Source organism: Terasakiella pusilla DSM 6293 (assembly GCF_000688235.1).
Classification (GTDB): Bacteria; Pseudomonadota; Alphaproteobacteria; order Rhodospirillales; family Terasakiellaceae; genus Terasakiella; species Terasakiella pusilla.
Window position 1 is genome coordinate 1 of record NZ_JHYO01000039.1, and the last position, 26,994, is coordinate 26,994.

Here is a 26,994-nt window from a genome sequence, read left to right on the forward strand (position 1 = left end):
TGATCTCTGGTGGTCGTGGCATGGGTAACGGCGAAAACTTCCAACTGCTTGAAAAAGTGGCTGACAAGTTGGGCGCTGCCATTGGTGCGTCCCGTGCCGCTGTGGATGCTGGCTTCGTGCCGAACGATCTGCAGGTTGGTCAAACAGGTAAGATCGTCGCACCGGAACTTTACATCGCAGTCGGTATCTCAGGGGCGATCCAGCACTTGGCCGGGATGAAAGATTCTAAAGTGATCGTCGCGATCAACAAAGACGAAGAAGCACCGATCTTCCAGGTTGCCGATTACGGTCTGGTTGCGGATCTCTTCGAAGCCGTACCCCAATTATCAGAGACATTATAAGTGCAGATAGGAGAAAACGATGGAGGCTACGCCCACACCAAAAAATGCGCCTGAAAATCAAACGGAACAAGGCAAAGAGACGCCCCATGACCAATTGATTTTTGAGGAACAGTATGCGGGCGTCGCGTTCATGTTTGATCAAATGGATAAACTCGCGACCACTGAACATAGTTTATGAAACACTCCCCCTAGAGTGTCAAACTCCCTCCCTGCTCTTTTTGAGCAGGGCTTTTTTTTGTAAAAACGTGCGAGAAAAGAAAGCCCCGAACCGGAGTTCGGGGCCTTTTGTCAGGAAAGATGAATATCGAGGGGGAGTTTTGACAGCTCCGTTCGCAGGGCTTGTGTTTCAGGTCTGTCGCTTTTGTCATACAGTGAGATGGTGACCCGCAGCGACCCTTTTTCGTCCAGCATGGCTTCAACCTCCCCCAGTTCTTGTACCATCTGTTTTACCGCATATTCGCTGGCTTGACGGCGCAGTTCCGGCTTGAAGATTTTGCCGACATTGGTTTGTGGCATGGTCTTGATGATCTCGATCCGTTTGGGTTTTGCCGGGGCTTCTTCAATCCGTTCTGCGATGAAGGAGAGAAGATCGCTTTCGTTAGGCACTTTCCCTTTTTTCAAGGTGACGTACGCGATCGGCAGTTCACCGGCATAAGGGCAGGGCTGTCCCACGGCGGCACAGAGGTCAACGGCCTCATGGTGGCCCAATACATCTTCAATGGCTTTGGGGTCGATGTTGTGACCGCTGCGGATAATCAGGTCTTTGGCACGACCGGACAGGTTCAAGCGCCCTTCTTCATCAAAGAAGCCCACATCACCGGAGATCAGGTAGCCATCTTCTGTGAAGGTTTTGCTGTTTTCGCTGGGGTCGAGATAACCGGGAAAGACGTTTGGCGCCTTGATCAGGACCATGCCTGATTGACCGGGAGGACAGATCGTCCCATTAAATTTTCCGTCCTGATCCAATTGGCCGATTTTGAAATCCGAATAGGGAATGGGAAAGCCGACACTGCCAACCGGACCACCCGCACCGGGTGGGGAGATCGAAGTAATGCCCGCCATCTCTGTCATGCCAAGACTTTCATGGATATGCAGGCCGAAAAGCTTTTGGTAGCGCGCGGCGAGTTCTGGCGGCAGTGGCGCTGCACCGGTTCGACAATAGGTCACTGAGGAAATGTCAGCCCCCTCAAGCGGGACGTTGGCAATGGCAGATAAAGCTGTCGGGACGGCGGACAGGGTGGTTGTTTTATGATGGTCCACCAGCTTCCAATAGTTTTTCACAATCTCTTTATTGCGCATGAGCTGTTCTGTCGGGATGATGGTTTCAACCCCGCTGGAGAGTGCCGCGAGCGCACCGGGCAGAACCCCTGCAACATGAAAGAGCGGATAGCCGTTGATGGTCTTGTCTTTGGCGCTGATCCCTTGCATCTGGACACTTGCCCAAGCGGTGAAGACCTGGTTGCCGTGGGTGTGCAGGGCAAGTTTGGGCGATCCTGTTGTGCCACCGGTATGGAAATAGGCCGCAACGTCATCAGGCTGGATGGTGCGTTTACTGATCAGGTGGCTGTCTTCTTGTTTCGCGATTTCTTGGGCGAAATGATACTGGGCTGTGCCAAGTGCGGGCAGGCTGGTTTCGCTATGAGGAGCAACCCGTAAGACAGCTTTGAGAGACGGCACATGGGGGATGAGTTTAAGGGTCTTGTCCCAATAGCCATTTTCGACATTATCCCCGTAGGAAATCAGCACCTTTGTTTGAGCGGCCGTCATCAGGTCGATGAGTTTTTGCTCGTTCAATAACGGGTTGAGCGGATTGACGATCCCGGCAGCTTCCCCGCCCCATAGGGCAAGGTGATAGTCGTTGCAGGCGGGCAGTAGAATGGAAACCGTGTCCGTTGCGCCCACGCCGAGGGAATGGAGAAGGTTTGCGGTCTGGTTGATTTTTTGCAGCAGTTCGCGATAGCTCAGCGTAATGTCGGGGGAGCCGGGCACTGCATCTTTCAGGAAGCGCAGGGCGACTTTGTCCTGAAAGGCATTGGCGGCGTTTACAAAAAGATCGTAGGTGCTCTTGACGTCATAGGCGTCACTGAGCGGTGTTTCTTCCAATCGTCTAAGGTCGTGGATCGTGCGGATTGGATGAGCGGACTGAAAAGCCATTTGGAGTCCCTGTAAAGAAGCCCCCTTTTAAGGAAGGGGGCTTTTATTGTTATTGCATGGTGGTCGGCATCAGGAGCGAGATTATCGGGAAAATCACGATCAGGGCGAGGACAATGATATCCATGACTAGGAATCTTGAGACCCCTGCGAAAATCTTGGCGACCGGGACCTTGTTGTCGATTACGTTTCCGATGACGAAGACGTTCAAACCAACAGGTGGGGTGATCAATCCGATTTCCAGAAGCTTAATCACAACCACACCAAACCAGATCAGGTCTAAGCCATAAAGTTCGACCATCGGCACCATAAAGGGCAAGGTCAAAACCATGATCCCAAGTGGATCAAGAAACATCCCTAGGGCGATGTAGATCGCAACCAACGCCAGCAGGAACAACCAGACAGGTGTGGTCTGCGGATCAATCAGGGAGACCAGATCACCGGACATACCTGTCAAGGCAATGAAGCCGACAAACATTTTTGCACCCGCCGCGATGAAGAAAATCTGACTGGTTTGAATGCACGTTTCCTTAATGGATTGAATAAAGTCATCCATGCTGATGGCTTTACGAAACAGGCTGATGAGAAGCGTCACAGCAACCGAGATGGCAGCGGCTTCGGTTGCGGTAAACAGACCGCCATAGATCCCGCCGATGATGATGACAAACAGCAAAAGTGCAGGCCATGTATGGAGCAGGGCTTTTTTGCGATCTTCTGCGCTTACTTCGTCTTTCGGGGCAGGGCCGGCTGCGGGGTCGCGATAAACCCAGATAAAGATGACAACCAGAAAGCCAAAGAGTGTCAAGAGCCCCGGAAGGACGCCTGCAAGGAAAAGCTGGTTGATAGAAGTTTCTGTGAAGATGCCATAAATGATGAACAGAACACTGGGCGGGATGAGGGAGCCCAAGGTGCCGCCGACCGCAACAGAAGAGGTTGCGAGACGCGGATCATAGCCCAGACGCAGCATTTCAGGGGCACAGATGCGGCCCATGGCAGACGCACAGGCAATGGAAGAACCCGTGATCGCAGAAAAGCCACCACAGCCAATGACGGAGGCCATGGCAACCCCACCGGGGATGCGCGCCAGCCACAAACGGGCGGCGGCGTAGATGTCGGAGGTCATGCCTGTGCGAAACGCAATATGTCCGAGAAAGACAAAAAGCGGGATCATGCTCAGTTCATAGGAATGAATGAGGTCATAGGTGTTGCCATGGATGAGCGACACCGTGGGGCGGATCGCACGTTCCGGCATGAAGGTTCCGGTACGCATGGCATAAAATAGAAATGTGCAGATGACGGAAATCCCCGCCATTGCAAAGGCAATGGGAACGCGTACGGCCAAGAGCACAATGATGCATGCGAAGCCGATAATGCCAACTGTAACTGGATCCATTTCTAGGCCTTATTATTCTGAGGGGAAGAAGAAGTGTCGAAACCGAGTGCTACATTTAAATCGTGCAGGAAGAGCAGCGCCATACGTAAGCAAAAGAAAGCCATGCCGACTAAAAAGGCGAGGTTGCCCGGCCATTTTGGAAGAGAGAGTTCCCCGAAGAAATAAGCATCGACCTTGAGAACATGGGAGAGTTCAAGAAAGGCGGCATAGGTGATCGGTAAAAGCGCCACCAACGCAAAGACGGATGCGAACGCGATGAGCCACTTCTGTACGTTTCGAGAAAAGCGATTATAGAGAAATTCAATCGCAATATGGGCGCGTGCTGAAGACACGGCAGCAAGCGGGAGGACAATGGCACCGATCATCAGTTCTTTTACGAGGATGACATCGTCAGGAACCCCAAACCCGAAGAAACTTCGGGTCAGAACAGTTAAGGTGATAAGTGTGCAGAGGGCCACAATACAGGCCCCTGCGATACCGAGTAGTATATTTTCTATTTTATTTATCATTGTATCCTCCCGCAAGCCAGGTTCGGCTTATTTTTTAGCCCAAGGGTAGCCTTCTTCGTCACGTTGCTTTTCGTATTTTGCAACGAGAGACTTTACGCGTTCGAGCATACGTTCGCCTTCCAGACCGGCTTCGTTGGCATTTTTAACCCAGTCTGAGATGTACTTTTCACCAGCTTTTTTGACCTTTTTAAGGTCTTCTGGATCAAAGGACAGGACGTCGATGGACTTACCGTTGATCCCTTCTTTCATGTCTTTCAGGGCGGTATCATTTTCATGATTCATGCGTTGACCGTAATAGTCTGGCACATCGTTACCCACGTCAAGCAAGGCTTTTTGGACGTTTTCAGGCAGGCTGTCGAACGTGTCTTTGTTCATGAACATGCCCAGTGCGCCAAGTTGGCCCCAGTTTAGCAGGGTGATGCTGTCGGTCACTTCGTAATGTTTGAGTGATTTTGTCGCATAAGAATAGCCTTGCGTACAATCAAGAAGGCCGGTGTCAAGGGCTTGGTAGGATTGGTAGTAGCTCATAGAGACAAGGTTTGCCCCGAGTTCTTTGAACGTTTTACCATAAACGCCAATACCACGGATTTTTTTACCTTTGATGTCTTCAATGGTGGTCACCGGGTCACCTTTACAAATCAACTGAATGGCTGATGTGGTGTATGTCCCGAGATAAACCAGGTTTTGTTCTGCGAGCTGTTGTTTGATTGAGGGCTCGGTGGTCATGAATTCCTGTGTGGCTTTCATGCTCACCCATGGGTCAGCCCCCATTACAGGCAGATCAGAGATAGAATAGGCAACCATTTCACGCGGGGTGTACGCCCCGATGACGATACCGAGGTCGGCAATGCCATCGGCGATGGACTGACGGGCCGCAGGGGCTTTAAACAAAGCGCCGCCCCACTGGATGTCAAAATCGACAGCATTGTCCGTACGTTTTTTAACTTCGTCGTTAAACCATTCGATACCTGCGCCAAACGGACCACGGCCCGATGTGGATTGACCACTGATTAAAGTGGTTGCTGATGCCGGAACGGTTGATGATACGGCTGCCAGTGTCAGGGCAGCAATACCAGCGTATTTGATCATTGATTTTTTCAATTGAAGCACTCCTTGTTAAATGCATTATTTACAGAGTGGAATTTAATTCCATCTTTATTTTTAAAGTATTTAGCTATCATTACTGATCAGATGTGGGTGAGAGGGTTTTACCAAGGGAGATATACCGCCCAAGGTGGTAATCTTCATCACCAAGTTCATGATCAATCATGACAAGACGTTTGGCGTAATGCCCTAGCGGTAACTCCCACGCCATGCCAATGCCACCATGAATTTGAATTGTTTCTTCGGCGATCTTTTGACCGACATGACCAACGGTGTATTTAGCGGCTGACAAAGCACGCTCGCGCTCAACGCGGTCTTCTTTTTCAAGGGCCGCAGCGGCGTTGATGACCGCAGAACGAACCTGTTCGATTTCAATCAGAATGTCTGCCATACGGTGTTGCAGCGCTTGGAATTTGCCGATCGGAACGCCAAACTGTTTGCGGGTCTGGATATAGTCGACGGTTTGCTCTTTCGCCGCTTCCATCACGCCCAAAGCTTCTGCGCACAAGGCCACAATGCCTGCACCGACCACTTTTTCCAAGACGTCATGGGCTTGACCTACTTCACCAATCAAAGCGTCTTTAGAGACCGTGAGATTGTTTAAAGTGACTTCACCGGCACGACCGCCTGCGACGGTGTTGTAGCTGTTGACGTTCAGGTTGACGCTAGCTGTGTCCAGCAGGAAAAGGCTGATGCCGTCTTTGTCGTTTACGCCATTGGACGTGCGCGCAGAGACGATCACATAATCGGCTGTGTCGATGAAACGGACAACGGCTTTAGCCCCGTTCAGGGTCCAACCGTCATCAGTTGCGACAGCTGTTGTCTCAACTTTTTGCAAGCTATAGCGCGAGCGCGGTTCAAAATGGGCGAAGGTTGCGGTTTTGCTGCCTGCAATGATGTCTTCAATGATGGCTTTCTGAGCGTCATTGCCCGCAGCAGCCAATGTGCCACCCGCCAAAATGGCGTTGTCCAAAAACGGTTCGCAGACAAGGCCACGGCCAAGGTTTTCAAATACGACAGCAAGGTCAAAGCCTTTGCCGCCAAATCCGCCGTTTTCTTCATCAAACAGAGCACCGATGACGCCGAGTTCGGCATATTGCGACCACAGGTCTTGACTATAGCCAATTGCAGAGTTTGCGGCTTCGTTGCGGCTTTCGATGGTGTATTGATCTTGAATGAAACGCGACAGAGTGTCTGCGAGCATTCGTCGGTCATCTGTGAGGTTGAAGTCCATTTTTGTTTTCTCCTTATAGACCGAGGATCATCTTGGAAATGATGTTTTTCTGGATTTCGTTTGAGCCACCGAAGATGGAAAGCTTCCGGTTGTTGAAGTAGCTTTTGGCAGTAGGGGCCGCATAGTCCGGGCCGATGTGCGGGCCGTTGAAGCCTTCTTCAAAGGCGGGCGGATTATAAGGGAGAGCATAGCTGCCAACGGCGCGACGTGTCAGGCTGGTGATTTCCTGACGGATTTCGGTGCCTTTGACTTTCAACATGGAGCTTTCCGCACCGGGAACACCGCCGCCTGCAACGGCAGCGATAACACGCAGGTTGGTTGTCTTCATGTTTTCCAGCTCGATCTCAACTTTGGCAAGGCGCGCGGCAAATTGCGGATCGTCGATCAGGCGGCCTTCGTTTGCTTGTTGATCAGCGGCAATGGCTTTCAGCTTTTCAAGGGCAGCGACAGAGAAGCCAACGCCTGCAATGTTCGTGCGCTCATAAGTCAGCAGATATTTCGCGCAGGTCCAGCCTTTATTTTCTTCCCCAACAAGGTTTTCGGCAGGGACGCGGACATCACTGAAGAAGACTTCGTTGACTTCAAAGCCGCCATCGATGGTTTTGATCGGGCGCACTTCAATGCCGGGGGTGGTCATATCTACGAGAATGAACGAGATACCTTCTTGCTTTTTGCCTTCTTTGGACGTGCGCACAAGACAGAAAATCATGTTGGCGTGCTGGCCTTGCGTGGTCCATGTTTTTTGACCATTGATGATATAGTCATCGCCATCGCGTACAGCCGTTGTTTTCAGCGCTGCGAGGTCGGAGCCCGCGCCCGGTTCAGAATAGCCCTGACACCACCAGTCTTGACCGTTGAGGATACGGGGCAGCCAGTAAGATTTTTGCTGGTCGTTGCCGTATTTGATCAGTACGGGGCCGAGCATGCTGAGGCCGAAGGGCAGGACGCGCGGGGCATGTGCAAGCGCGCACTCATTTTCAAAAATGAATTTTTCAACAGCTGTCCAGCCAGTGCCGCCATGTTCTTTGGGCCAATGGTTTGCAAGCCAGCCTTTTTCATTCAGGATGGCGTGCCATTCTTCCTGATCGGCTTTGCTTAGACGTTGACCGTTGCGCACCATCTCGCTGAGGCGTTTTGGCAGCTTTGTGTCGAGAAAGGCGCGAACCTCGTCTCTAAATGCAAGTTCGCTTGATGTAAAATTCAAGTCCATTATTCTTATCCTTAGTAGATCTCGAAGAGACCGGCAGCGCCCATGCCCCCGGCGATACACATGGTGACGACGCCGTATTTTGCGCCACGGCGTTTCCCTTCGATCAAGAGGTGTCCAACCTGACGTGCGCCTGTCATGCCAAACGGGTGACCAATCGAAATGGCGCCGCCGTTGACGTTCAGAATCTCGTCAGGAATGCCAAGCTTGTCCTGGCAGTAAATTGATTGAGAGGCGAAGGCCTCGTTCACTTCCCAAAGGTCGATATCTTCGATTTTCAAACCAAAACGCTTCAGGAGTTTGGGGACCGCATAAATCGGGCCGATGCCCATTTCATCAGGTTTACAGCCTGCAACAGCAAAACCTTTAAAGGCACCAAGGGCTTGCAGGCCGCGTTTTTCAGCTTCCTGTGCATCCATGACGATACAGGCTGATGCCCCATCAGAAAGTTGCGAGGCATTGCCCGCGGTGATGAATTTGTCTTCCCCCATGACCGGGTTCAGTTTGGCGAGATTTTCAAGGGTCGTGCCGGGGCGGTTGCAGGTGTCTTTTGCGACCGTTGCTTCCTGATGGGTGACTTCGCCGGTTTCTTTATTCTTTACCGCCATGGTGGTGGTGATGGAAATAATCTCGTCGTCATAGCGCCCTTCGTTTTGGGCAGCTTCTGTCTTTTGCTGGCTTTTTAGCGCAAATTCGTCTTGGGCTTCGCGTGAAATATTATAGCGTTCAGCGACCACATCTGCCGTCTGGATCATGGACAAAAACAGATCGGGGCGGTGTTCCACCAACCATGGATCTTTGTCGTTGCCTTCATCCTGACGGGTTCTGATCTGGGAGATGCTTTCTACACCGCCTGCAATCATGGCAGGGACACGGTCAGTAATGACACGTGCAGACGCCATGGCGACGGCTTGCAGGCCGGAGGAGCAAAAACGGTTGACGGTGGTGCCTGCAACAGAGATGGGCAAACCGGAACGAAGGACAGCGTGGCGACCAATATTTTTACCTGTTGTGCCTTCGGGGTAACCGCAGCCGAGAATGGCATCTTCGATCAGTTCCGGATCAATCTGGGCGCGCTCCACGGCAGCCTTGATCGCAAAAGAGGCTAAGGTCGGGCCGGGCGTGATGTTGAGTTCACCCCTGTGGGCCTTGGTGAGTGGTGTCCGCGCGGTGGAGACAATAACGGCTTCACGCATGTCGTTTCCTATCAGTTTTATTGGTTCTTTTTCAATTTCTCTAAAAGTCATAACAAAAGTGACTTTTGATTTCAATATGAAAAATTAAGTTCCGCATGTTAGAACTTGTTGTAATTAATTCTGGATAGGTGTAGAAACCAAGAGATTGCAAAATCGGCGGTTTAGCGGTATGTCTGCCTACTCGGGCGTACAGAAAATTGGGGAAAAGAAATGGATTACAAAAGCGACAGACGCTTTGCGCAAACTTTGGCACGTGGGTTACAGGTGTTGAAGGCGTTCAGGTCTGATGATGGTCCGCTTGGGAATCAGGAACTGTCGGAACGCACAGGTATTCCAAAATCCACCATTTCACGCCTGACCTATACACTATCTGTTCTGGGCTATCTGGAACATCTGGAAAGTTACGAAAAATATCGCTTAGGGGCCGCGGCGATCTCGTTGGGCAGTATTGCAAACAAGACCATTCCGTTCATGGATACGGCCGCGGATATGATGCAATCTTTGGCAGAAGAAGTTGGCGCCTTTGTGGGCTTGACCATGCGCGATGCGGACAAAATGTTGATCACCCACTGCTGGCGTCCGGTGAATGCTGCTTCTGTTTGGTTAAATGTGGGCTTTAAGCTGCCTCTTTTCACAACATCCTCAGGTCTGGCCTATTTGGGTGCTGTGCGTCCTGCAAATGTAGAGGCGCTTGTGGAAAATTATGGTGATTCCGCCGGGATTTCCCGCGAAGAGATCATGAAATCAGTAGAAGCAAGCCGTTTCCAGATTGAAAACTATGGCTTTTATTCTTCCGCAGGCAGCTGGACCAGCGACATTAACTCCGCCGCTGTCCCTTTACGCAGCCCGTCCTTTAGCGAACCTGTGACCTTTGTGTGCGGGGCGCCGGCAACTATGATTGACATGGACCGCTTCAATACTGAAATCGGCCCCAAACTCGTGAGCCGCATCAAAAAGATCGAAGTTCTATAGGACAATTGATCCACTCCATTTTTTCCGTACAGGTCCAAATACAGCTTGTTGAGCCTTATGATTTAAAATGAATAGGGACCAAGGAAATCGTCAACATATAGAATATGGAACACAAGGCTACTGCCTTCCTCCCACTGATGAAGGGCGATTTTTGGGGGTTCTAAGGTAAAGGTAAGAGGCGCGTCACTTTGTAGGTCTAATGTGATCTGATGGGCTGACGAGGGGGCAAGCAAAACCGGAACACCCGCAATAGAACTGTGGATGACACGATGCACATGCCCACATAAAATGCCGGCGATTCGATCTGAATGGTCTTTAATAAGCTGTTGGAACTCCGTCAAGCCATCCAGAATTCCACAGGCATCCATCGGCGCAATCCCCGTTTTAAAAGGCGGGTGATGCATAAAAATCAAGGCCGGGCGCTCAGGTGTAGCGTGTTGAAGGGTATCTTGAAGCCAAGCAAGACGATCCGCACAAATCGCACCATCAGAGCGTCTTTGGACCGTACTGTCGAGCCCGATACATAGCAGCGGCCAGTCGGGATTATCAATCTTGTAAGAAAACGGGTCCTCTTCCTCGCCAGTCGCCATGTTTGGGAAGGCGCGTCGCATGGTGGCTCTGTCATCATGGTTGCCGGGCACCACATAGGCCGGAAAATCCAGTTTATCCAACTGATTGGTTAGAAAGGCGTATTCTCCTTCTGTGGCGGTCTCGGTTAAGTCGCCACTAATCAACAGGACATCTGGTTTCGGGGAGAGAGTGGCCAGCTTCTTGATGCAGGCGGCCAAGGCAGCGCGGGTATCGACGCGGCCGCTGAGTAGCTCGCCGTCGCGGACAATATGAAGGTCTGTAATTTGTGCAATCAGCATAAAGTAAACTCCAGAGGGACATTTAAGGAAACCACAGATTTCTTTTAATTCCCCAAAGCTAGCACATGAATATTGCGGTTTTTTCACAGAAAACCAAAAAAATACAAAATTTCCCACAAATTACATCAGACTGTCATTTAAGTGTAACAGTCCTTTGCAACTCTATGGCCTCAATTCGGGATGATTTGCATGTCGCAAGCTAGGTATGAGAACGGCATTCAGGCGCCCTAGGTCCAGGTGGAAATTTCATAAGGAATTTACGATGACATCGACAAAATTACCTATTTCACGACGCCATTTCCTGCAAGTCGGGGCAGGCGCAATTACGGCGGCAGGTATGCTTGGCACAACGCCGTTGTTTGCCTCCGGCACGGATGTTGTGAAGTTGCAATTTATGTATCCGGTAGGTGTATCAGGCGACATTAACCGTATCGTGACTGGTATGATCAACAACTTTAATGCAAGTCACGAAAAAGTTCAGGTCGAACCGATCTATGCCGGTAGCTATGACAATACCGAACAGAAGGTGATGACATCCCTCGGTGTGGGGGAGACACCTGCAACATGGTTGCCGATCAACTCTGCACTGCAGACTTTCCTTGGCATGGATGCGCTGGCTGATGTGACGGCGATGGCGAAAGCGGATGACATCTATCAAGATTTCCTGCCGGGCTTCCTGAGCATTTGCGAATCTGAAGAGAAGCTTTACGGCCTGCCGTTCCAATGCTCCACACCGGTGCTCTATTATAACAAAGACCTGTTTGCAAAAGCGGGGATCAACAAAGCGCCGGACACATGGACAGAGCTGATGGAAACAGCCAAAGCGCTGACCATCCGTAACGGTGCTGATGTTAGCCAATGGGGATTGACCTTCGGTGGCGGTTGGCACGACTGGATTTTTGAAAGCTTTGTGCGTCAAAACGCGCTGGTTCCGTGGCAGAAAGACAAAGTTATGTTTGATGCACCCGAAGCAATTGATGCCCTTGAGTTCTGGGTGAAGATGGTGAAAGAAGGCGTGATGCCTTCGGCTTCGACGTGGCAAGGCTCTGCGAACGACTTTATGGCGGGTCGCACAGCGATGCTTTATCACTCCACGGGGTCGCTCGCCAACCTGCGTAAATCTTCGCCGTTTGAAGTGGGCGTTGCGTTTATGCCGAAAAACAAAACATATGGCGCAACCATCGGCGGGGGCCCCATCCTGATGGCGAAAAATCAGCCGGATGCTCATTTGCAGGCAAGCTGGACGTTCGCACGCTGGATGACCAATACCCAAAACCAGACACATTGGTGCAAGGAAACGGGCTATATCGCTGCGCGTAAATCTTCATGGGAAGGCGAAGAACTGAAAGCGTTTGCCAATGAAGTACCGGCGGCGAAAGTCGCCTTGGATCAGGCTGCCTATGCGGGGGCCTTCTTGCAGGTGCCGGGGTATCATAAAGTGCGTGAGTACCTCAAAAGTGCGCTGGACCGTACCCTTGCTGGCGAGATCGATCCGACCTCAGCCCTTAAGGATGCGACGAAACAGTCCAACCGCGAGATCGAACGCCTGATGCGTCGCCGCGCTTAACAGATCAATTCCGGCCCGTCTTCGTGTCGGGTCGGAATTTCCTTTATTTATGTTTGTTTTAAAGAATTTTCTGATGCGGTTTCCTTTCCAAAATGCAACGAAAGAATCATTGGTCGCCTTTGCGATGTTGCTGCCTTCTTTGATCTTTCTGACAGCCTTCACCTACTGGCCGATCCTGCGCTCGTTGTATTTCAGTTTCCATGATGTCATGCTCGGTTCCGATAAAATCTTTTTCCTCGGATGGGAGAATTACGAGCGTGTTCTCACCGACAGCCTTTTTTGGAAGTCGTTTCGCAACACTGCGTTTTATACCTTAATCACAATCCCCCTCGCGATTGTCTGCGCCTTGTTGCTGGCGGTGGCGCTGGATACAAAAATTCGCGGCGTTGCCCTTTATCGTTCGGCCTTCTTTTATCCGGTCATGATCCCTTCTGTTGCGGCGGGCATGGTGTGGGTTTTTCTCTATGCCCCCGGCTATGGGCCAATTAATGGGATGATGGATGCCCTTGGTCTGCCGAAACTGGAATGGCTCTATTCTTCTGAATGGGCGCTGCCGGCCATTATGGTTATGAGCATCTGGAAATATTCCGGCTATTTTATGTTGATCTTACTTGCGGCCCTGCAATTGGTGCCGCGTGATCTCTATGAAGCGGCTAAACTGGATGGGGTTTCGACCTGGCATCAGCTTGTGCATATCACTGTGCCGCTGATCTCGCCCACGATCTATTTTGTCGTGATTATCGGTATCCTGCATTCTTACCAGATTTTTGATTATGTCTTCGTTATGACGCAGGGCGGACCGGCGGATTCTACCAACGTCCTGACGCTTTATATTTATCAGAACGCCTTTCAATATCAGGACATCGGTTTTGCCAGCACGGTTGCGAATATGCTGCTTGTGTTCATCGGTATTCTCATTGCCTTGATCGCCGCGACCCTTGGTCGACGTGTTCATTATCTGGGGAGATAAGATTAAAATGAAACCATCCTTTCTCAAAAAGTACGGTCTGCACGCGATCCTGCTTCCTGCGGCACTCCTTTGGATCGGCCCCTTGCTATGGATTTTGGTCACGTCTGTCAAAACCCGCGTTGAAGTGTTTGATGCAAGCAGTGGTCTGTTCCCTCAGAACTTTATCTGGGACAACTATCCGGCGGCAATGTCTGTGGCGCCTTTCGGCACCTATATGATGAATTCCTTTTTGGTCACAGGCGGTATTCTTGTCTGTCAAATCGTGACCATTTCGCTTGCGGCCTATGCTTTTGCACGTTTGACCTTCCCGTTTAAGAACCTGATTTTCTCCCTCTTTCTTTTGCAGATCATGTTTCCGATTTACGCGATCTTTCTGACCAATTTTCTGACGGTGCGCGAATTGGGATTGATGAACAGTTTACCGGCGATGATCGTGCCTTTTGTGGCCAGTGGATACGGCACCTTCATGCTGCGCCAAGCCTTTCGCCAAGTCCCAACGGAACTCAGTGACGCGGCGAAACTGGATGGCTGCGGTCATCTAAGCACCCTTTGGCACGTCTATCTGCCCTTGGTGCGCCCCACTCTGATTGCTTTTGCGATCATCTCGATTGTGACGCATTGGAATGACTATATGTGGCCTTTGTTGGTCACCAATTCAGAATCTGTGCGCACCCTGCCGATCGGGTTGGGGCTGCTTGCAAAATCTGACAGTGGCGCAGACTGGACCCGCTTGATGGCGGCAACTGTTATCGTGATCTCTCCGCTTCTTCTTCTCTTTGTTATCTTCCAGCGTCGCTTTGTCGATAGCTTCATGCATGCCGGCCTGAAATAGACTTAAGGAATAAATGAATGGCAACCGTTTCTCTTCGCCAAATCACCAAAAATTACGGCACTCAATGTGCCGTCAAAAACCTAGACCTTGAGGTCGAAGATAAGGAATTTATGGTCCTTGTCGGGCCGTCAGGCTGTGGCAAATCAACCACATTACGCATGATTGCGGGCTTGGAAGATATCAGTGCAGGGCACTTAATGATCGACGGGGTCGATGTGACACACGCTGAACCCAGCCAACGCGATATTGCCATGGTCTTTCAGTCCTACGCCTTATACCCCCATATGACAGCTTACATGAATATGGCGTTCGGCTTGTTGAAAACCTCCAAGCTCAGCAAGGATGAAATCCGTAAACGGATTATGGAAGCCGCCGATATTCTCAACATCCATGACCTGCTGGATCGAAAGCCACAGGAAATGTCGGGCGGACAGCGCCAGCGTGTTGCCATCGGTCGGGCCCTTGTGCGCAAGCCAAAAGTCTATCTGTTTGACGAACCGCTTTCCAACCTTGATGCAAAACTACGCGGGCGCATGCGTGCTGAGCTGAAACGTCTGCACAATGAACTCGGCATCACGGTGATTTATGTCACGCACGATCAGGTGGAAGCGATGACCTTGGGCTCGCGGATTGCGGTGATGCATGATGGTCGCATCCAACAACTGGACGAACCTATGACCGTTTATCGCCAACCGGAAAACCTGTTTGTAGCGTCGTTTATCGGGGCACCGGAAATGAACCAGCTGCATTGTAAGCTGGATCAGGGGCGTATCGGTCATCCGGCCTTGCGCTCCCCCCTGAACCTTAACCAGAGTGCAACGGGATCGTCTCAGAAAGAGGTCATTCTGGGTATTCGTCCTGAAGAAATCGTTCTTGCGCCGATGGCAGAGGCGACCCTGAAAGGATCTATCGAACGGGTTGAATTGCTTGGCCCGGAAGCCCTTGTGGAAGTCAGTATCGGTGAAGACCGTTTGACAACCCGTCTGCGTGTGGATCAGGTGCCAGCAATCGGCAGTGATGTCGGGCTAGCATTTGACACTCAGCACCTGCGAATTTATAATTCGGATAGTGGTCAAGCGATACATATTCAGCCCGAGATATAAATGATGTGGGAACGAAACGGCCTTAACATTCGCCAACAAAATATTGCTGAATGGCTTCAAGAAATCCAATCCGCCTCTATTCAGGATCTGAGCGATCATTTTCAAGTTTCCGACGAAACCATTCGTCGGGACTTGCGCCAGCTTTCGGAAAATGGGTTGGTGGATAAGTTTCATGGCGGCGTGCGCTTTAATGTCGCAAGGTCAGAAGCGCCTTTCCAAAGCCGTATGCGGGTGATGTCGCAGGCTAAATTGCAAATCGGCATCAGCGCGGCAAAACTCATCGACAAGGGCGCAACTATTTTTCTGGATAATTCGTCCACCGCCTGTTTTCTGGCGCGCCAACTCAAAACGCGGACTGACCTCACCATCATTACGTTGTCGTTGGAAGTTGCCAACATCTTGTCGACGGGCACAAAAGGCAATCGGGTGATTCTGTCCGGTGGGGAACTGCGCCCTGAAGACCAGACCCTGACGGGGGCCGAAGCCATCCGGTTTATCTCTCAGTTCACGCCTGATATGTGCTTTATCTCTGTCGCGGCCATCAGCCCCAAACATGGGTGTATGGACTATGATATTTTTGAAAGTGATTTCAAGCGCGTCATTATGCCCTTGGCTGATCAAGTCGTTTTGCTGAGTGACAATAGTAAATTCAATAAATCTGGCTTGATTAAAGTCTGCGACTTATCTGCTTTCAATATCCTGGTTACAGATCGTCCTCTCCCCAAGTCAGTCACAGACCAAATGAAACATGGGGAAATTATAATTGGCGAATAACCAGCAACTGGGGACCGATTCTCTAATGCATTGATGTTTTCGTGAGTCTCGCGGAAGTAGGCATCGATTTGTAGTGTAATAGAAATCAGGCGATGAGTAGTGAGGTCCGTGCCTCAATCCCATGTTCGGTGCTTTAATTGCAACACAAGCACTTTATTTATGCGCAGCTAAGGCTAATTCCTTGACATGAAAGCTTTAAAATATAGTCTGAATTAAATGATTCGATTTAGACTGGGAACATAATGAAAAAGATTGTCGCTTTGGCTGCTGTAATGATTGCAGCGGTTCACTTTGCACCAACGGCCGCGAATGCCGCACCATGTACATCTGGTAGCAATTCGACAACATATAGTAGCTGCTCAGGTAATTCGGCTTCAGCGAGTACCACTGTCACATCTTCAGTAACAGTTGGTGTTGCAACAACTGCGACAGAAAGCCTCGTGTTTGAGCGTTTATCAAATCTAAACTTTGGAAAAGACAACATTTCTGCCAAAGCCAATGGTGATGATTACAAATTTAGTTACAGTCTTGATGTGGACGAAGAAGGTAAATCCGCTGGTGATGGTCAACAAAAGGTTGGGGTTTGGGTTAACTTCTCAGGTTCACGTTTCCTTTTTGACAAACCAGATTCTAAATTTGATGGCAATATCTTCACTGGCATGGTTGGCGTCGATTACGCTCTGACAGACCGATATAGAGTCGGTCTTGGACTCGGCTATGAAAAAACTGATATTGATACGACCTTCAATGAAGGCCATTAAGAAGCTCAGGGCTGGACAGCAGCACCCTACGTTTCTTATCAGTATAATGACAATTACAGCGTCAATTTGAGTGCGGGCTTCAGTAAGCTGGATTACGACATGGATCGTAAGGATCAGCTGGATAAGAACACCATCATAGGTTCTACAGATGCATTACGTTGGTTCGGTGCTTTGAACTTTAATGGTAACTGGAATAACGACAATCTCGTTTATGGTGCAAATCTTGGGACCCTCTTTAGCCATGAGGATAAAGACGGTTTCACTGAAGTTGGCTCAGGTGCAACGACTGTTGGTGATGACATAACTGAAATTGGCCGAGTGAGCATTGGTGGTAATGTTGGTTACAAATTCTTTGACATGATGACGCCGTATGTACGTGCAAAATACTCTTATGACTATCAAGATGGTGGTTCCGATGATGAAAGTTCTGTGAAAACAGGCCTTGGGGTGAATTTTGATTATGGATCTTCCGTCTCTGCAGGTGTCGAGGCAAACGGCACTCTAAAGGGTGATTATAAGGAAGCTGGTGGTACTGTATTTTTACATATCAATTTCTAATCTTGTTACAATCAGTCGTGACGTATAGTTTTGGGACAGCTGGGAAACTGGCTGTCCTTTCTTTTGTGATGTTATGGGTGAACGCTTGTCATTTATCTACACACGAAACCATCTTGAAAGAGTTGGAGAAAACAAACTGGACTTCCAAGGTGACATTAGCTCAGGATTTTTACTTGTTCAGAGCAACTCCAAAGTCAAGACCGACCGGTGACGTGATCAACATTGTTCTCGAAGGTGATGGAAAGGCTTGGCAAACAAGATTCAGGCCGTCGTCAGACCCAACGCCACAAACTCCTGTTGGCTTCAAAATCGCGAAAAGTTTAAAGGGATTTTCGGTATATATTGCCCGGCCTTGCCAATATGTTGAAGGCGACCAAAGGAAAAACTGCCATCCCGTTATGTGGACAAATGCGCGATTTGCCCCTGAAGTCGTCACATCCATGAATGTGGCTATCAATCAAGTGAAGCAGGAGTACGCCATCAATCGTATTCGGCTCTTTGGATTTTCTGGTGGAGGAACACTGGCTGCCTTAATCGCAGCCAATCGTGATGATGTTGTGGAACTCATCACAATGGCGGCGCCACTGGACACGGATGAATGGACCAGCTTTCACGATTTATCCCCACTGAGAAACTCATTAAACCCCGTTCATCAAATTGACGTATGGGGAAGGTTGCCTCAATGGCACTTTGCCGGAGAAGCGGATGATGTTGTACCCGCCAGCTTGTATGAACACGTACTTGGGAAGGTGATGCGCCAACCGTCACCATCCCTGACGGTTCTGCCCGGTTTTGATCACACATGTTGCTGGGAAACGTATTTTACAAATAAGACGAGGTGGTGATTATTTTTTAACGGGAGCTTCTTTATTCTCTTGTTTAAGCTCTGGTTCTAGGCAAGCTTTCCCACTATCTTGCTTTGCACACTTCTTTTTAGTCGCCTGTTTGATAGCCTCAACTTGCTTTTCTACAGGTATGATTGTCACGTTTGGTGATGTTGATTGAGCATTGACCGAAAATGATGCAAATCCAGCTATCAGCGTTAATCCAAGTAATAATGTTTTCTTCAAGGCGCCTTCTCCTTTAATATTATCGCCTGTCAGTATAAGCGAAACTCGATAATCCACAGTGAAACCCATCACATTATAAAGATACTCATGAAAGCTGTTTCCAAGTTCATAATCACGGTTATGGTCGCTGTTCTTCTGACAGTACCATGGATAGGCTTTAGCAGTTTACCTGTTTTCTCGAGTTTTGGTATTTGGAATCAATCCGAGCCTTTGGTTTTTGCGCTCTTCAGTCTTGGTTTTATCTCTGCGCTGACAGTCTTTGTATTATTATTATCTCGTCCCAAGATAATGAGAGACGGTTTGGCGCACCCTGTTGTAATCCTGCCATTTTTAATGGGCTGCCTTTCTATTATACATTCCTTACTTGGGGACAATTGGCAAAGCAATCTGCTTGGAAATGCTCAAACTGGTTTGGGGGGCGCATGGTTTTTGTCCATAGCTGCTATTTCTGCCGTTGCCAGATGTGTTTTCCGAATAGCAAACATCAGACGCAAAAGGATGCTGGTTTCTTACATGATCCTTGCTTGCATCTCTGTGAGCCTTGTAACTGTTACAGGGGTGCTGCAATGGAAAATGTTTCATTTCGATGATCATATTGCTTTTTTTGCGATTGCTTTGTGGGGACTTCCCTTTGTTATCATTCGTAATAGGATCGTTGCCAGTTTGATGGCTTTGGCTGTGTCAGCTGTCATCGTCATTCCGAGTCATAACTTATCGGCAGGTGTTGCTTTAGGGGCGATGGCGTTTGGTACCTTCTTCTATTGCTTTATATCATCAAGATGGCCTTTGCGCATGTCACTCAGGACAGTTTCCTCTTTCTCCTGTATTGGCATCGCTGTTTTTATTGCAGTGTTAGTCCAGTTTTTCAGCGGCTTAGGGTCGTTTACGACATTGACTATGCAATCACGCCATTTGTTGTCAAACACGGTCTTTGCCCCGCTTCTAAATTCTTGGCAAACGGCGTTCACTGGTGTTGGTTGGGGACAGTTCCCTGAATTGCTTATGAAGTATGTTCCAGCGGATAAAACAGCACTATTTTATTATCAAAAGAAAAACTATGACGTCTGGTTCTGGGATGGCATTTACAAGCAAGACTTCCACAGCCACAACCTATTTGTAGAAACGTTCAGTTCTTTGGGGGTTGTTGGCTTATTCCTTATCTTTGCCTATGTTTTTTCGGTGGTGAAATTTGCAAGAAAGGGACTAGGGGGCGCTGCATTCGGGAGCGTATTGGGCTGGGTCCTTCTAAATTCCATGTGGTTTGAAATGCCATCAACAGTTGGCGTTATGTCTGTTGCTTTTGGCGCAATGTCCGGCAGTCTTCCCCTAAAACGAATTAAAATCAAAAATATAAATTCATTATTTTACATTTGTACCTTAGTGACCTTGATTGGTTTATTTGTGGCCCAATTAAACGTTTTTCTTTTAGGCCAGAAAGGGTCAAAGGAGGTGTTGATGAATATCAACCCGCCGGCTCAGACGGTTGGTTATTGCGATATGCTGATCCCCGATATTGGCCGAAATGGGACTCATTTTACAGAATTGTTCAAGAATTTTAGCGCAGGCCTGAATTCAAGATTGAAAGAAAATACCGAACGTGTGGGGAGACAAGATTGGAGACGGCTGAGCAGCTTTCTGTGTCAAGCAGATAGGCGTTTGAAGGATGATAAGGCCCTCCTCCCCGGTGTTCGCGCGCTAATGGTAAGAAGTGATTTTATTATTAATTATTCAATGGAATTAAGTGCTCAACCATCATTATTTGACCAGATGCTGTCCGGTTGGGACACAAATGTCCATCGCGTTTTAGTTTTGGCACCTCAAAGAGGGGACTTGGCTATTCCTTATATGAATTGGCTGTATCAAAACAAAAAACTTGAGACATTAAAAAAGCTAGCCGACGAAATTTCCAAGGAAAGAATGACCGTCTCTTTGGGGAATTGGTTTAAAGGCCTAGCTCTGTTAGAAGAAGAAGGACGACAAGAAGATGGGGTCAAACTGATGTACGGTGCCTTGCGGGGAAATGTAGAAAACTTTTTACCTGTGAATAGCAAATTGAAAGAACGCTTGTTTCAAATTCAAGGTCAGTAAAGGCATATGGGAGACGACTGAGAAAGCGTGAGATCGTTCCCTGATCAAAAGACGGTAAAAGACAGAATACAAACAGGAGCATTTGTGACCATTCAATCATTTCGTATTTTGCAAGCAGGATTAAAACAGCTTTACCAATATAACCCGGTAGAGTTGATTAAGATTTTCTGTTTAATGCTCCTGCAAAAAATGCTGTCTGGGATCGGATTGCTATTACTTTTACCTTTGCTGCAATTGATGGGGGGAGGTGATGTAAAAGGGAGTGATACCGTATCGCGCCTCATGTCATCACTGAGCGACAGTGTGGGTATTGAAACGGACTTTATAAGTATTATCAGTATCTTCCTCGTCCTGCTTCTTTTAGCGACTGTCATTGATTATATTGTGGAAGTGAGGGGGGCGCGTCTGAGGCACCATTATACTCATTATTTGCGCACAAAAATCTATCGGCAGGTTCTGTATAGTCAGTGGCGATATTTAAGACAAAAACGCTCAACAGAAATTAACCACACATTGGCTATTCAAATACGATCTATCAGCAATGCAACGCATCTGATACTTGCTTCTATTGCATCAACGATTTCATTAGGCGTATTGATTTTTTTATCGTTTTCTGTGTCTTGGTCAATGACTCTGATCACCCTTTTTGCAGGGGCTTTGTTTGTTTTATGCTTGTGGCCATATTTTCGTATAAGTCAGGAAAACGGTAACAAGGAACTAGTGAATTATAGAGAAATCTTCAACAGTCTGTCGGACCAGTTAAGATTTTTAAAAATGATCAAGAGCCATCAGCATGAGGAAAGCTTTTTATCAGATATAGAAAAAAGCAGTGAAAAGCTAGAAAACCAGAGTGTGATTGCAATCTCTATTCAGAGCCGCACGAAATGGGTTTACAAAATGGGCGCTGCCCTGTTTTTCGTGATTATTCTATCGCTCAGTCATTTCTGGCTACAAATTCCGCTGGAACAGCTGATCCTTTTATTAATCATTTTTTCGAGAATTCTTCCCCAGGTGTCGGCGTTAAATAATGGGGTACAACGCCTGTTTCGATTGGTGCCTGTTTATGATGACATTCATCGCTTACAGCTTGAATGTGACCATGTTCAGGAAAAACCTGATAGAGGTGAAGAGATCAAATTTAATGAGACGATTACCTTTAATGATATCAGCTTCCGATACCCGAACTCCAAGATCAATGTTTTAACAGGACTGTCCTTTAAATTGAAAAAGGGGCAGCTTTGTCTGGTGACAGGTGATTCTGGGATGGGCAAAAGTACATTAGTGGACATTCTTGCGGGATTATTAGTTCCCAGTGACGGAGAATTCAGCGTCGATAGCACTCTGATCACGCCAGAAAATATGCTGAGCTGGAGGCGCAATATCTGTTATGTCAGTCAGGAAACTTACCTGCTCAATGACACATTATATCGCAATCTCAACCCGGATAATGAACCTATAGAAGATGATGCCATTTGGAATGCCCTTCGATTAGCCGCTGCGGATGGATTTGTGAATGCCTTACCTGAAAAGTTACAGACATTACTCGGTGAGAACGGTGTCTCGCTTTCTGGGGGGGAACGACAACGTATTGCCTTGGCAAGGGCAATTATAAGGCAGGCACCGTTAATTATATTGGATGAAGCGACCAGTGCTTTAGATGCGCAAACAGAACAAAAAATACATGACTCGCTATTGCAGCTTCGAGGAAAAGCAACGTTCGTAATTATAAGTCATAGACCGGGTGATAAAATGCTTGCGGATATTAAACTGGAATTACAATGAAGAGTGTTTATCGGTTAAGCCAACGAAACAGACGGGTGAGTTCTTCAGACGTTTGGAGGTCGGAATTCCGGCCCAAACATTGGAAATAAAGGGTTTTTAAGATATACCCCCACCAAACGGGCAGCCGGATGAAAGCGGGATGAGAACTAACGCCGAGGTGAGCCGTAATAAGTTCTCGTTTTGGAAGCAGGAGCTTTTTAAGCTGGATCAGGGCTTCATGTAACGTCCCGCTCTTTAAACTAGAGGTCAATCTTTCATATCGTTTTTGCGACGGGTCACTTAACATCAGGCTGTGACAAGCTTCTATTAATTTATCGTCTTTACATGGAACAAAGCGCTCTTGGAGTTTTAAATCGGGATAAAAATCCTGCAGGAGCGAAAAGACTAAATTGGCCTCATTTCCCAGCTTCAGATAAGCGCTGTAGGAATGAAATTTTTTCCAATTGATCTGTCCATTTTTAATTAGAAAATACAGATCAGAAATAAGAACAGGGCCGTTGTTAAACGCACTTGAACGTACACCGTGAAGTATAATGTGCGCTAATAAGATCTCGGCACTCTCGCAGGGTAAGGATTGGTTTCCTATTTTGATCTTGTCTACCTCTGCCCAGAACTCGGGCATAAAGGACAAGTCCATCTCTGATTGTTTCTTTCTAGGCGAGAATGTTCTGTGATGCACTTCGATGGATATATTGAAATTATCGTGCGTGAGTGGTGGTGCATCGTGAGAGACTTTGAGACGGGCATCAAAATCAATTTTTTGCTCTTTAGACTTTAGCCGATAGTTATGTTCAAGCAGCAGATTACACGTTTTCACAAAGGTATCGGGTTTGACGATAATATCAATATCTCTCATGCGCCTGATGGCGCTATCTTCATAGTATTTAAAGGCTAAGATGGGGCCCTTTATGATTTGATATTCAATACCATTTGCCGTCAGAATGGTATCGAGGTGAAGCAGGTTTGCCTGTATTTTTAATTGGCGAACCGGGGCTTTGTGTGCCCTTTTTTCGAGGTATTGAATATATTGATTGTGGCTCAGAGAAGCCCAATGGTTTGTTTGTTTTAAGTTCTTAATAAATAAATATATTATCCGATGATCCACGCACCATTTTACAATGATTTCCCAATCATTCTCTGACAAGTTGGTGTCGAAGATTGTGATATCTTTGCACAGAACAAAATTTAAAAACTGTCGCTTTAAACGATTTATCTTGTCCATTTATCTAGCAAAATCACTTGTGATGAAAAATGAGAGTCTGGCCATTTAATAAAACGTTTTAAGGGGTGTAAACTTTTCATGACCATTTTTACCTGTAACAACCATGTCACCGGTCTTTAGCCAAGCATGGGCTGCCAACTGCGGCTTATTGCGGATCATTTCCTGTTGAGCGTCATTCTCAAGAACAGCTTCATTTGAGCTTGAAACACCTAGAAATAACATGCTTGGAATATGGCGTTTACCAAGCATCCATTTTGCTGCAATGGCTTTTGGTAAACAAACAGCATTCCAAGGGACATTGTTTGCCGCTTTCCGTATCACTTTACTGACGGATTTGGAGACTAAGGCGCTCTCATGAGTGAGCTGATACGGGGCTTCTTTTTCAGTGCCCAGTGAATTCACGTACCACTTCAAAGGGAGAAACCGCACACAGAAACGGGCAAGAGCGAGGTAGAACATCGCCTCGATCAGAAGGCTGCGTTCTTCTTGATCCATTTTGAACAACATGGTCAACTTATGCTTTAGAGTTCTGAACAAGGTTTAATCATCTCTTCGTCGATTTTGTGTCGTGACTTCGTCTTGCAATTATGCGATTTTGACGTCCAATTATATGTGTTGAATTAAAGGACTTGTCATGGATTTAACGTCTTGCGTGCAGCAGGCTGAAAACTCAGTTTGCTGTGAAATTGAAGACAGAACAGTATTACTTAATGTCGCAGCAGGCAAGTATCATGGATTTAATGAAGTGGCTACTCGGATTTGGCAATTAATCTCGGCGCCAAGGACAGTTAACAGCATATGTGATGAACTGATGAGTGAATTTGATATTTCTCAGGAGCAATGTGAAGCGGAAGTCGTGGAGTTTTTGCAAAAACTTAAAGCGGCCGAACTGATCACAATAAGCTGAAAAACGAATAAATTGAGGGACTCGTTCAGGATGCCAATAGCATGAGCCTCATTGCGGGTAGCATTGATTTTTCGAACAATACAGATACCCAGGCCACCAGGTTTTCTGATTGCTTTACGAACTTTAAGCATAGTTACCACAAGCACTGGCAGGAAGAAGCGATTGACCTGCAGTATTGGCACCAGCCTATTTCTCCCACTTCCGTCTCTGAAGTCCAGCCTTTACTCAATGATGAGGTGGTACTGGTTGCAGACCTGAGATTAGATAATCGCGATGAACTCCGCACAATGCTTGGCGGGATGACTGATAATGTCACAGATAGTGAACTGGTTATGGCAGCTTATAAAAAGTGGCAAACGGACTGTGTCAATTATCTGATAGGCGGCTTTGCTTTTGCCATTTGGAACCGGCGTCTTAAAACTTTATTTTGTGCGAGAGACCACCTGGGGCAAAAGCCTCTGTTTTATTGCGAAATAAATGACATCAAAGGTCGATGCTTTGTTTTTTGCACAACACCAACCGGGATCCTTAATCACAGCAGATCAAGTAAGGATATTGACCCTCAAGGTGTGTTTAACATCTTGATGGGGCGCACCTGTAATGAAGAAAGCTCTACCTTGTTTGCAGGGATTAAACGCTTGCCGGCGGGGTTTTCAGTTCAGGTAAATGATGCCGGAACAAAGCTCAGACGTTATTGGGAACCAGAACCCGGTGAGACGATAAGATATGCTGATGATACCCAGTATTGTGAAGGATTTAACGAAAAGTTTGAACAGGCGGTGGCTGCCTGTATCAACACCGATTTACCGGTCAGCTCATTTTTAAGTGGCGGATTAGATTCCAGTTCAGTGGCTTGTATGGCGCATCAAAAGCTTCAGGAAAAAAACCGACAACTTATCTCGACCTCTTTTATTTTGCCCGAAAATGAAGAGGGGATTGATGAAAAAGAGTATATTGAATCCATACTGGCTGAAAATAACTTCGATCACGTCTACATAACGCGGGAAAATGTAGGGTTTCGCCAATGTATCGAAAATACCCATAAGCGGTATGATGGCTTCCCTTACACCAGCCATGCTTACCTTGATAAACTGTTACCGATTTTGTCTGAACGTAATGTTGGGGTGCACCTTTGTGGCTATGGTGGTGACCATGTGGCTTCTTATCATGGTATGTGGGTGTTTGAGCAACTTTTGATGGAGGGGAAATGGTCAACATTGTTGAGACTGCTTAAATCCACAAACAATGGTCAGATGAGTGGCGTCATCAAAATGTTGCTTAGAACTTTACGAAATATAACGCAGGCTTCTTTACCAAAGGGACGCAATACCACTTGGTATAATAAAAAAGTAGAGCGCAGAATGGTGTTACCGGAGCTCGCTCATCGTCCGGGGTTCAGGGAAAGCGTCTTAAGGGGACCGTCATTTGATGTTCAGCCTTTTCCACGAAAAATAACCGATATCATGAAACGGTTTATTCAGTATGATCGAACGTCGGTGACATTAGAAACGCTGAGTAATACATTTTTGCCATATGCTATCGATTATCGCACTCCCTTCACAGATGTTCGTTTAATTAATTACTGTATGTCTATTCCCCCGGAGCAATTTTATCTCGATAGAAAAAGAAGCCTTATTCGTCGCTCTGTAAAAGGGCTGATACCGGAACGTATTCGGTTGGCGCATAATAAGGAACAAGGCTCTACGCCAAATCTGTTTAAAGGATTATGGCAAGATAAAGATCAATTGTTAGAAGACCTAAATAACTGTTCCAGCATCGATCAAATCTCAACATTGTTAGATATTCCGAGATTGCGAAAACTTCTGGCCGGTACCGACGTAGGTGACAGTGATAAGCCTAAAATCTACAAAAACCTTGAACTCGCACTTTATATCGCATGGTTTAAAAATCGTTTTTAACTATCATCTTTTGAGATATGCAGAAAAATCAATCACACGACGAAAACCTGAAAGTGCAACATTATCGCGCGTATGGGTTAAGCATACATTCTGACTTACCCTTGCCCGAATTAATAACGGATCAAGCGCATGGTCCAGCGGATGTGCATATTCGTTATGAGCGAGAGTGGCGTAGCCCCCAAAAAGTGATCCACACGAAATGTTAGTTTTTCTGGCTTATTCAAATCCATGGATAAGGAGAAAAGACATGGGAAAACTGAAACGACCAACGCCTGAGCAGATCATCACGAAGCTTCGAGAAGCCGAGGTTATCATTGCCCAAGGCAATACGATTGCTATCGCAGCTCGCAAAATCGGTGTGACTGAACAGACCTATTATCGTTGGCGCAACCAATATGGCGGCATGAAAACGTCTCAGGCCAAAAAGATGAAAGCTTTAGAACAGGAAAACGCCCGCTTGAAGAA

The 26,994-nt window shown here is 47.6% G+C and carries 25 protein-coding genes and 1 pseudogene; 15 read left to right on the forward strand and 11 right to left on the reverse strand.

Translation table 11 applies throughout. The features are described 5' to 3' along the window. Positions 1-341: FAD-binding protein (locus Q397_RS0118350; protein ID WP_028880655.1), on the forward strand; the 341-nt coding region annotated here is incomplete at its 5' end. Positions 342-360: 19 nt separating this feature from the next. Next, complete coding sequence (locus tag Q397_RS25095) at positions 361-519, forward strand: hypothetical protein (RefSeq protein WP_156950785.1); 159 nt, start codon at positions 361-363, stop codon at positions 517-519. 110 nt (positions 520-629) lie between these two features. Here the strand turns inward: Q397_RS25095 and Q397_RS0118360 are convergent, their stop codons facing one another. The 7 genes from Q397_RS0118360 to Q397_RS0118390 form a co-directional block, all read right to left on the reverse strand. Then, complete coding sequence (locus tag Q397_RS0118360) at positions 630-2,495, reverse strand: acyl-CoA synthetase (RefSeq protein ID WP_028880656.1); 1,866 nt, start codon at positions 2,493-2,495, stop codon at positions 630-632. Positions 2,496-2,544: 49 nt separating this feature from the next. Next, positions 2,545-3,885, reverse strand: a complete 1,341-nt coding sequence (locus Q397_RS0118365) for a TRAP transporter large permease (RefSeq protein WP_028880657.1) — start codon at positions 3,883-3,885, stop codon at positions 2,545-2,547. Between the two features lie 2 nt (positions 3,886-3,887). Further along, positions 3,888-4,394, reverse strand: a complete 507-nt coding sequence (locus Q397_RS0118370; protein ID WP_028880658.1) for a TRAP transporter small permease — start codon at positions 4,392-4,394, stop codon at positions 3,888-3,890. Positions 4,395-4,421: 27 nt separating this feature from the next. Beyond that, the gene (locus Q397_RS0118375; RefSeq protein ID WP_205618865.1) at positions 4,422-5,495 is read right to left on the reverse strand and encodes a C4-dicarboxylate TRAP transporter substrate-binding protein; all 1,074 of its coding nucleotides are present in this window, start codon (positions 5,493-5,495) and stop codon (positions 4,422-4,424) included. 79 nt (positions 5,496-5,574) lie between these two features. Next, positions 5,575-6,732 carry an acyl-CoA dehydrogenase family protein gene (locus Q397_RS0118380; protein WP_028880660.1) on the reverse strand — a complete coding sequence of 386 codons (1,158 nt, stop codon included), beginning with the start codon at positions 6,730-6,732 and terminating at the stop codon, positions 5,575-5,577. Positions 6,733-6,745: 13 nt separating this feature from the next. Then, positions 6,746-7,942 (reverse strand): acyl-CoA dehydrogenase family protein, encoded by a 1,197-nt coding sequence (locus tag Q397_RS0118385; RefSeq protein WP_028880661.1) that lies wholly within the window; start codon positions 7,940-7,942, stop codon positions 6,746-6,748. A gap of 11 nt (positions 7,943-7,953) precedes the next feature. Beyond that, entirely contained in the window at positions 7,954-9,135 is a 1,182-nt protein-coding gene (locus Q397_RS0118390) for an acetyl-CoA C-acyltransferase (RefSeq protein WP_028880662.1), read from the reverse strand. A gap of 210 nt (positions 9,136-9,345) precedes the next feature. On the opposite strand from Q397_RS0118390, the gene Q397_RS0118395 reads away from it, so the two are divergent. Next, complete coding sequence (locus Q397_RS0118395; RefSeq protein ID WP_028880663.1) at positions 9,346-10,107, forward strand: IclR family transcriptional regulator; 762 nt, start codon at positions 9,346-9,348, stop codon at positions 10,105-10,107. 62 nt (positions 10,108-10,169) lie between these two features. Here Q397_RS0118395 and Q397_RS0118400 read toward each other — a convergent pair whose 3' ends face one another. Then, positions 10,170-10,976 carry a phosphodiesterase gene (locus tag Q397_RS0118400; RefSeq protein WP_028880664.1) on the reverse strand — a complete coding sequence of 269 codons (807 nt, stop codon included), beginning with the start codon at positions 10,974-10,976 and terminating at the stop codon, positions 10,170-10,172. A gap of 262 nt (positions 10,977-11,238) precedes the next feature. On the opposite strand from Q397_RS0118400, the gene Q397_RS0118405 reads away from it, so the two are divergent. The 7 genes and pseudogenes from Q397_RS0118405 (at position 11,239) to Q397_RS23320 (ending at position 18,386) form a co-directional block, all read left to right on the forward strand. Further along, the gene (locus Q397_RS0118405; RefSeq protein WP_028880665.1) at positions 11,239-12,543 is read left to right on the forward strand and encodes an ABC transporter substrate-binding protein; all 1,305 of its coding nucleotides are present in this window, start codon (positions 11,239-11,241) and stop codon (positions 12,541-12,543) included. A gap of 73 nt (positions 12,544-12,616) precedes the next feature. Continuing rightward, the gene (locus tag Q397_RS0118410; protein WP_038014747.1) at positions 12,617-13,513 is read left to right on the forward strand and encodes a carbohydrate ABC transporter permease; all 897 of its coding nucleotides are present in this window, start codon (positions 12,617-12,619) and stop codon (positions 13,511-13,513) included. A gap of 7 nt (positions 13,514-13,520) precedes the next feature. Further along, positions 13,521-14,345 carry a carbohydrate ABC transporter permease gene (locus tag Q397_RS0118415; protein ID WP_051610315.1) on the forward strand — a complete coding sequence of 275 codons (825 nt, stop codon included), beginning with the start codon at positions 13,521-13,523 and terminating at the stop codon, positions 14,343-14,345. A gap of 17 nt (positions 14,346-14,362) precedes the next feature. Beyond that, complete coding sequence (locus Q397_RS0118420; protein WP_028880668.1) at positions 14,363-15,448, forward strand: ABC transporter ATP-binding protein; 1,086 nt, start codon at positions 14,363-14,365, stop codon at positions 15,446-15,448. After that, positions 15,449-16,222, forward strand: coding sequence for a DeoR/GlpR family DNA-binding transcription regulator (locus tag Q397_RS23315; protein ID WP_051610317.1), 774 nt, complete (start codon positions 15,449-15,451; stop codon positions 16,220-16,222). A 272-nt stretch (positions 16,223-16,494) separates the two neighbouring features. Further along, positions 16,495-17,541 (forward strand): annotated as a pseudogene (locus tag Q397_RS25445) (autotransporter domain-containing protein). A gap of 113 nt (positions 17,542-17,654) precedes the next feature. Continuing rightward, positions 17,655-18,386 carry an alpha/beta hydrolase gene (locus tag Q397_RS23320; RefSeq protein ID WP_156950787.1) on the forward strand — a complete coding sequence of 244 codons (732 nt, stop codon included), beginning with the start codon at positions 17,655-17,657 and terminating at the stop codon, positions 18,384-18,386. Here Q397_RS23320 and Q397_RS0118445 read toward each other — a convergent pair whose 3' ends face one another. Continuing rightward, complete coding sequence (locus tag Q397_RS0118445) at positions 18,387-18,668, reverse strand: hypothetical protein (RefSeq protein WP_156950788.1); 282 nt, start codon at positions 18,666-18,668, stop codon at positions 18,387-18,389. A 30-nt stretch (positions 18,669-18,698) separates the two neighbouring features. Here Q397_RS0118445 and Q397_RS0118450 point away from each other — a divergent pair, with 30 nt between their 5' ends. Continuing rightward, complete coding sequence (locus tag Q397_RS0118450) at positions 18,699-20,699, forward strand: O-antigen ligase family protein (RefSeq protein ID WP_028880672.1); 2,001 nt, start codon at positions 18,699-18,701, stop codon at positions 20,697-20,699. 84 nt (positions 20,700-20,783) lie between these two features. Further along, a complete protein-coding gene (locus Q397_RS0118455) occupies positions 20,784-22,481 on the forward strand; it encodes an ABC transporter ATP-binding protein (RefSeq protein WP_028880673.1) in 1,698 nt (565 codons plus the stop codon). A 7-nt stretch (positions 22,482-22,488) separates the two neighbouring features. Here the strand turns inward: Q397_RS0118455 and Q397_RS0118460 are convergent, their stop codons facing one another. Together Q397_RS0118460 and Q397_RS0118465 are read right to left on the reverse strand one after the other, a co-directional pair. Next, positions 22,489-23,703 carry a nucleotidyltransferase family protein gene (locus Q397_RS0118460; RefSeq protein ID WP_028880674.1) on the reverse strand — a complete coding sequence of 405 codons (1,215 nt, stop codon included), beginning with the start codon at positions 23,701-23,703 and terminating at the stop codon, positions 22,489-22,491. 45 nt (positions 23,704-23,748) lie between these two features. Then, entirely contained in the window at positions 23,749-24,198 is a 450-nt protein-coding gene (locus Q397_RS0118465; protein ID WP_169738015.1) for a lasso peptide biosynthesis B2 protein, read from the reverse strand. A 139-nt stretch (positions 24,199-24,337) separates the two neighbouring features. Here Q397_RS0118465 and Q397_RS23325 point away from each other — a divergent pair, with 139 nt between their 5' ends. From Q397_RS23325 to Q397_RS0118480, 3 genes are all read left to right on the forward strand, one after another. Further along, positions 24,338-24,610 (forward strand): PqqD family peptide modification chaperone, encoded by a 273-nt coding sequence (locus Q397_RS23325; protein WP_051610325.1) that lies wholly within the window; start codon positions 24,338-24,340, stop codon positions 24,608-24,610. Positions 24,611-24,651: 41 nt separating this feature from the next. Continuing rightward, a complete protein-coding gene (locus Q397_RS0118475; RefSeq protein WP_028880676.1) occupies positions 24,652-26,529 on the forward strand; it encodes an asparagine synthase-related protein in 1,878 nt (625 codons plus the stop codon). Positions 26,530-26,776: 247 nt separating this feature from the next. Beyond that, on the forward strand, positions 26,777-26,994 hold a 218-nt coding region (locus Q397_RS0118480), incomplete at its 3' end, for a transposase (RefSeq protein WP_028880677.1).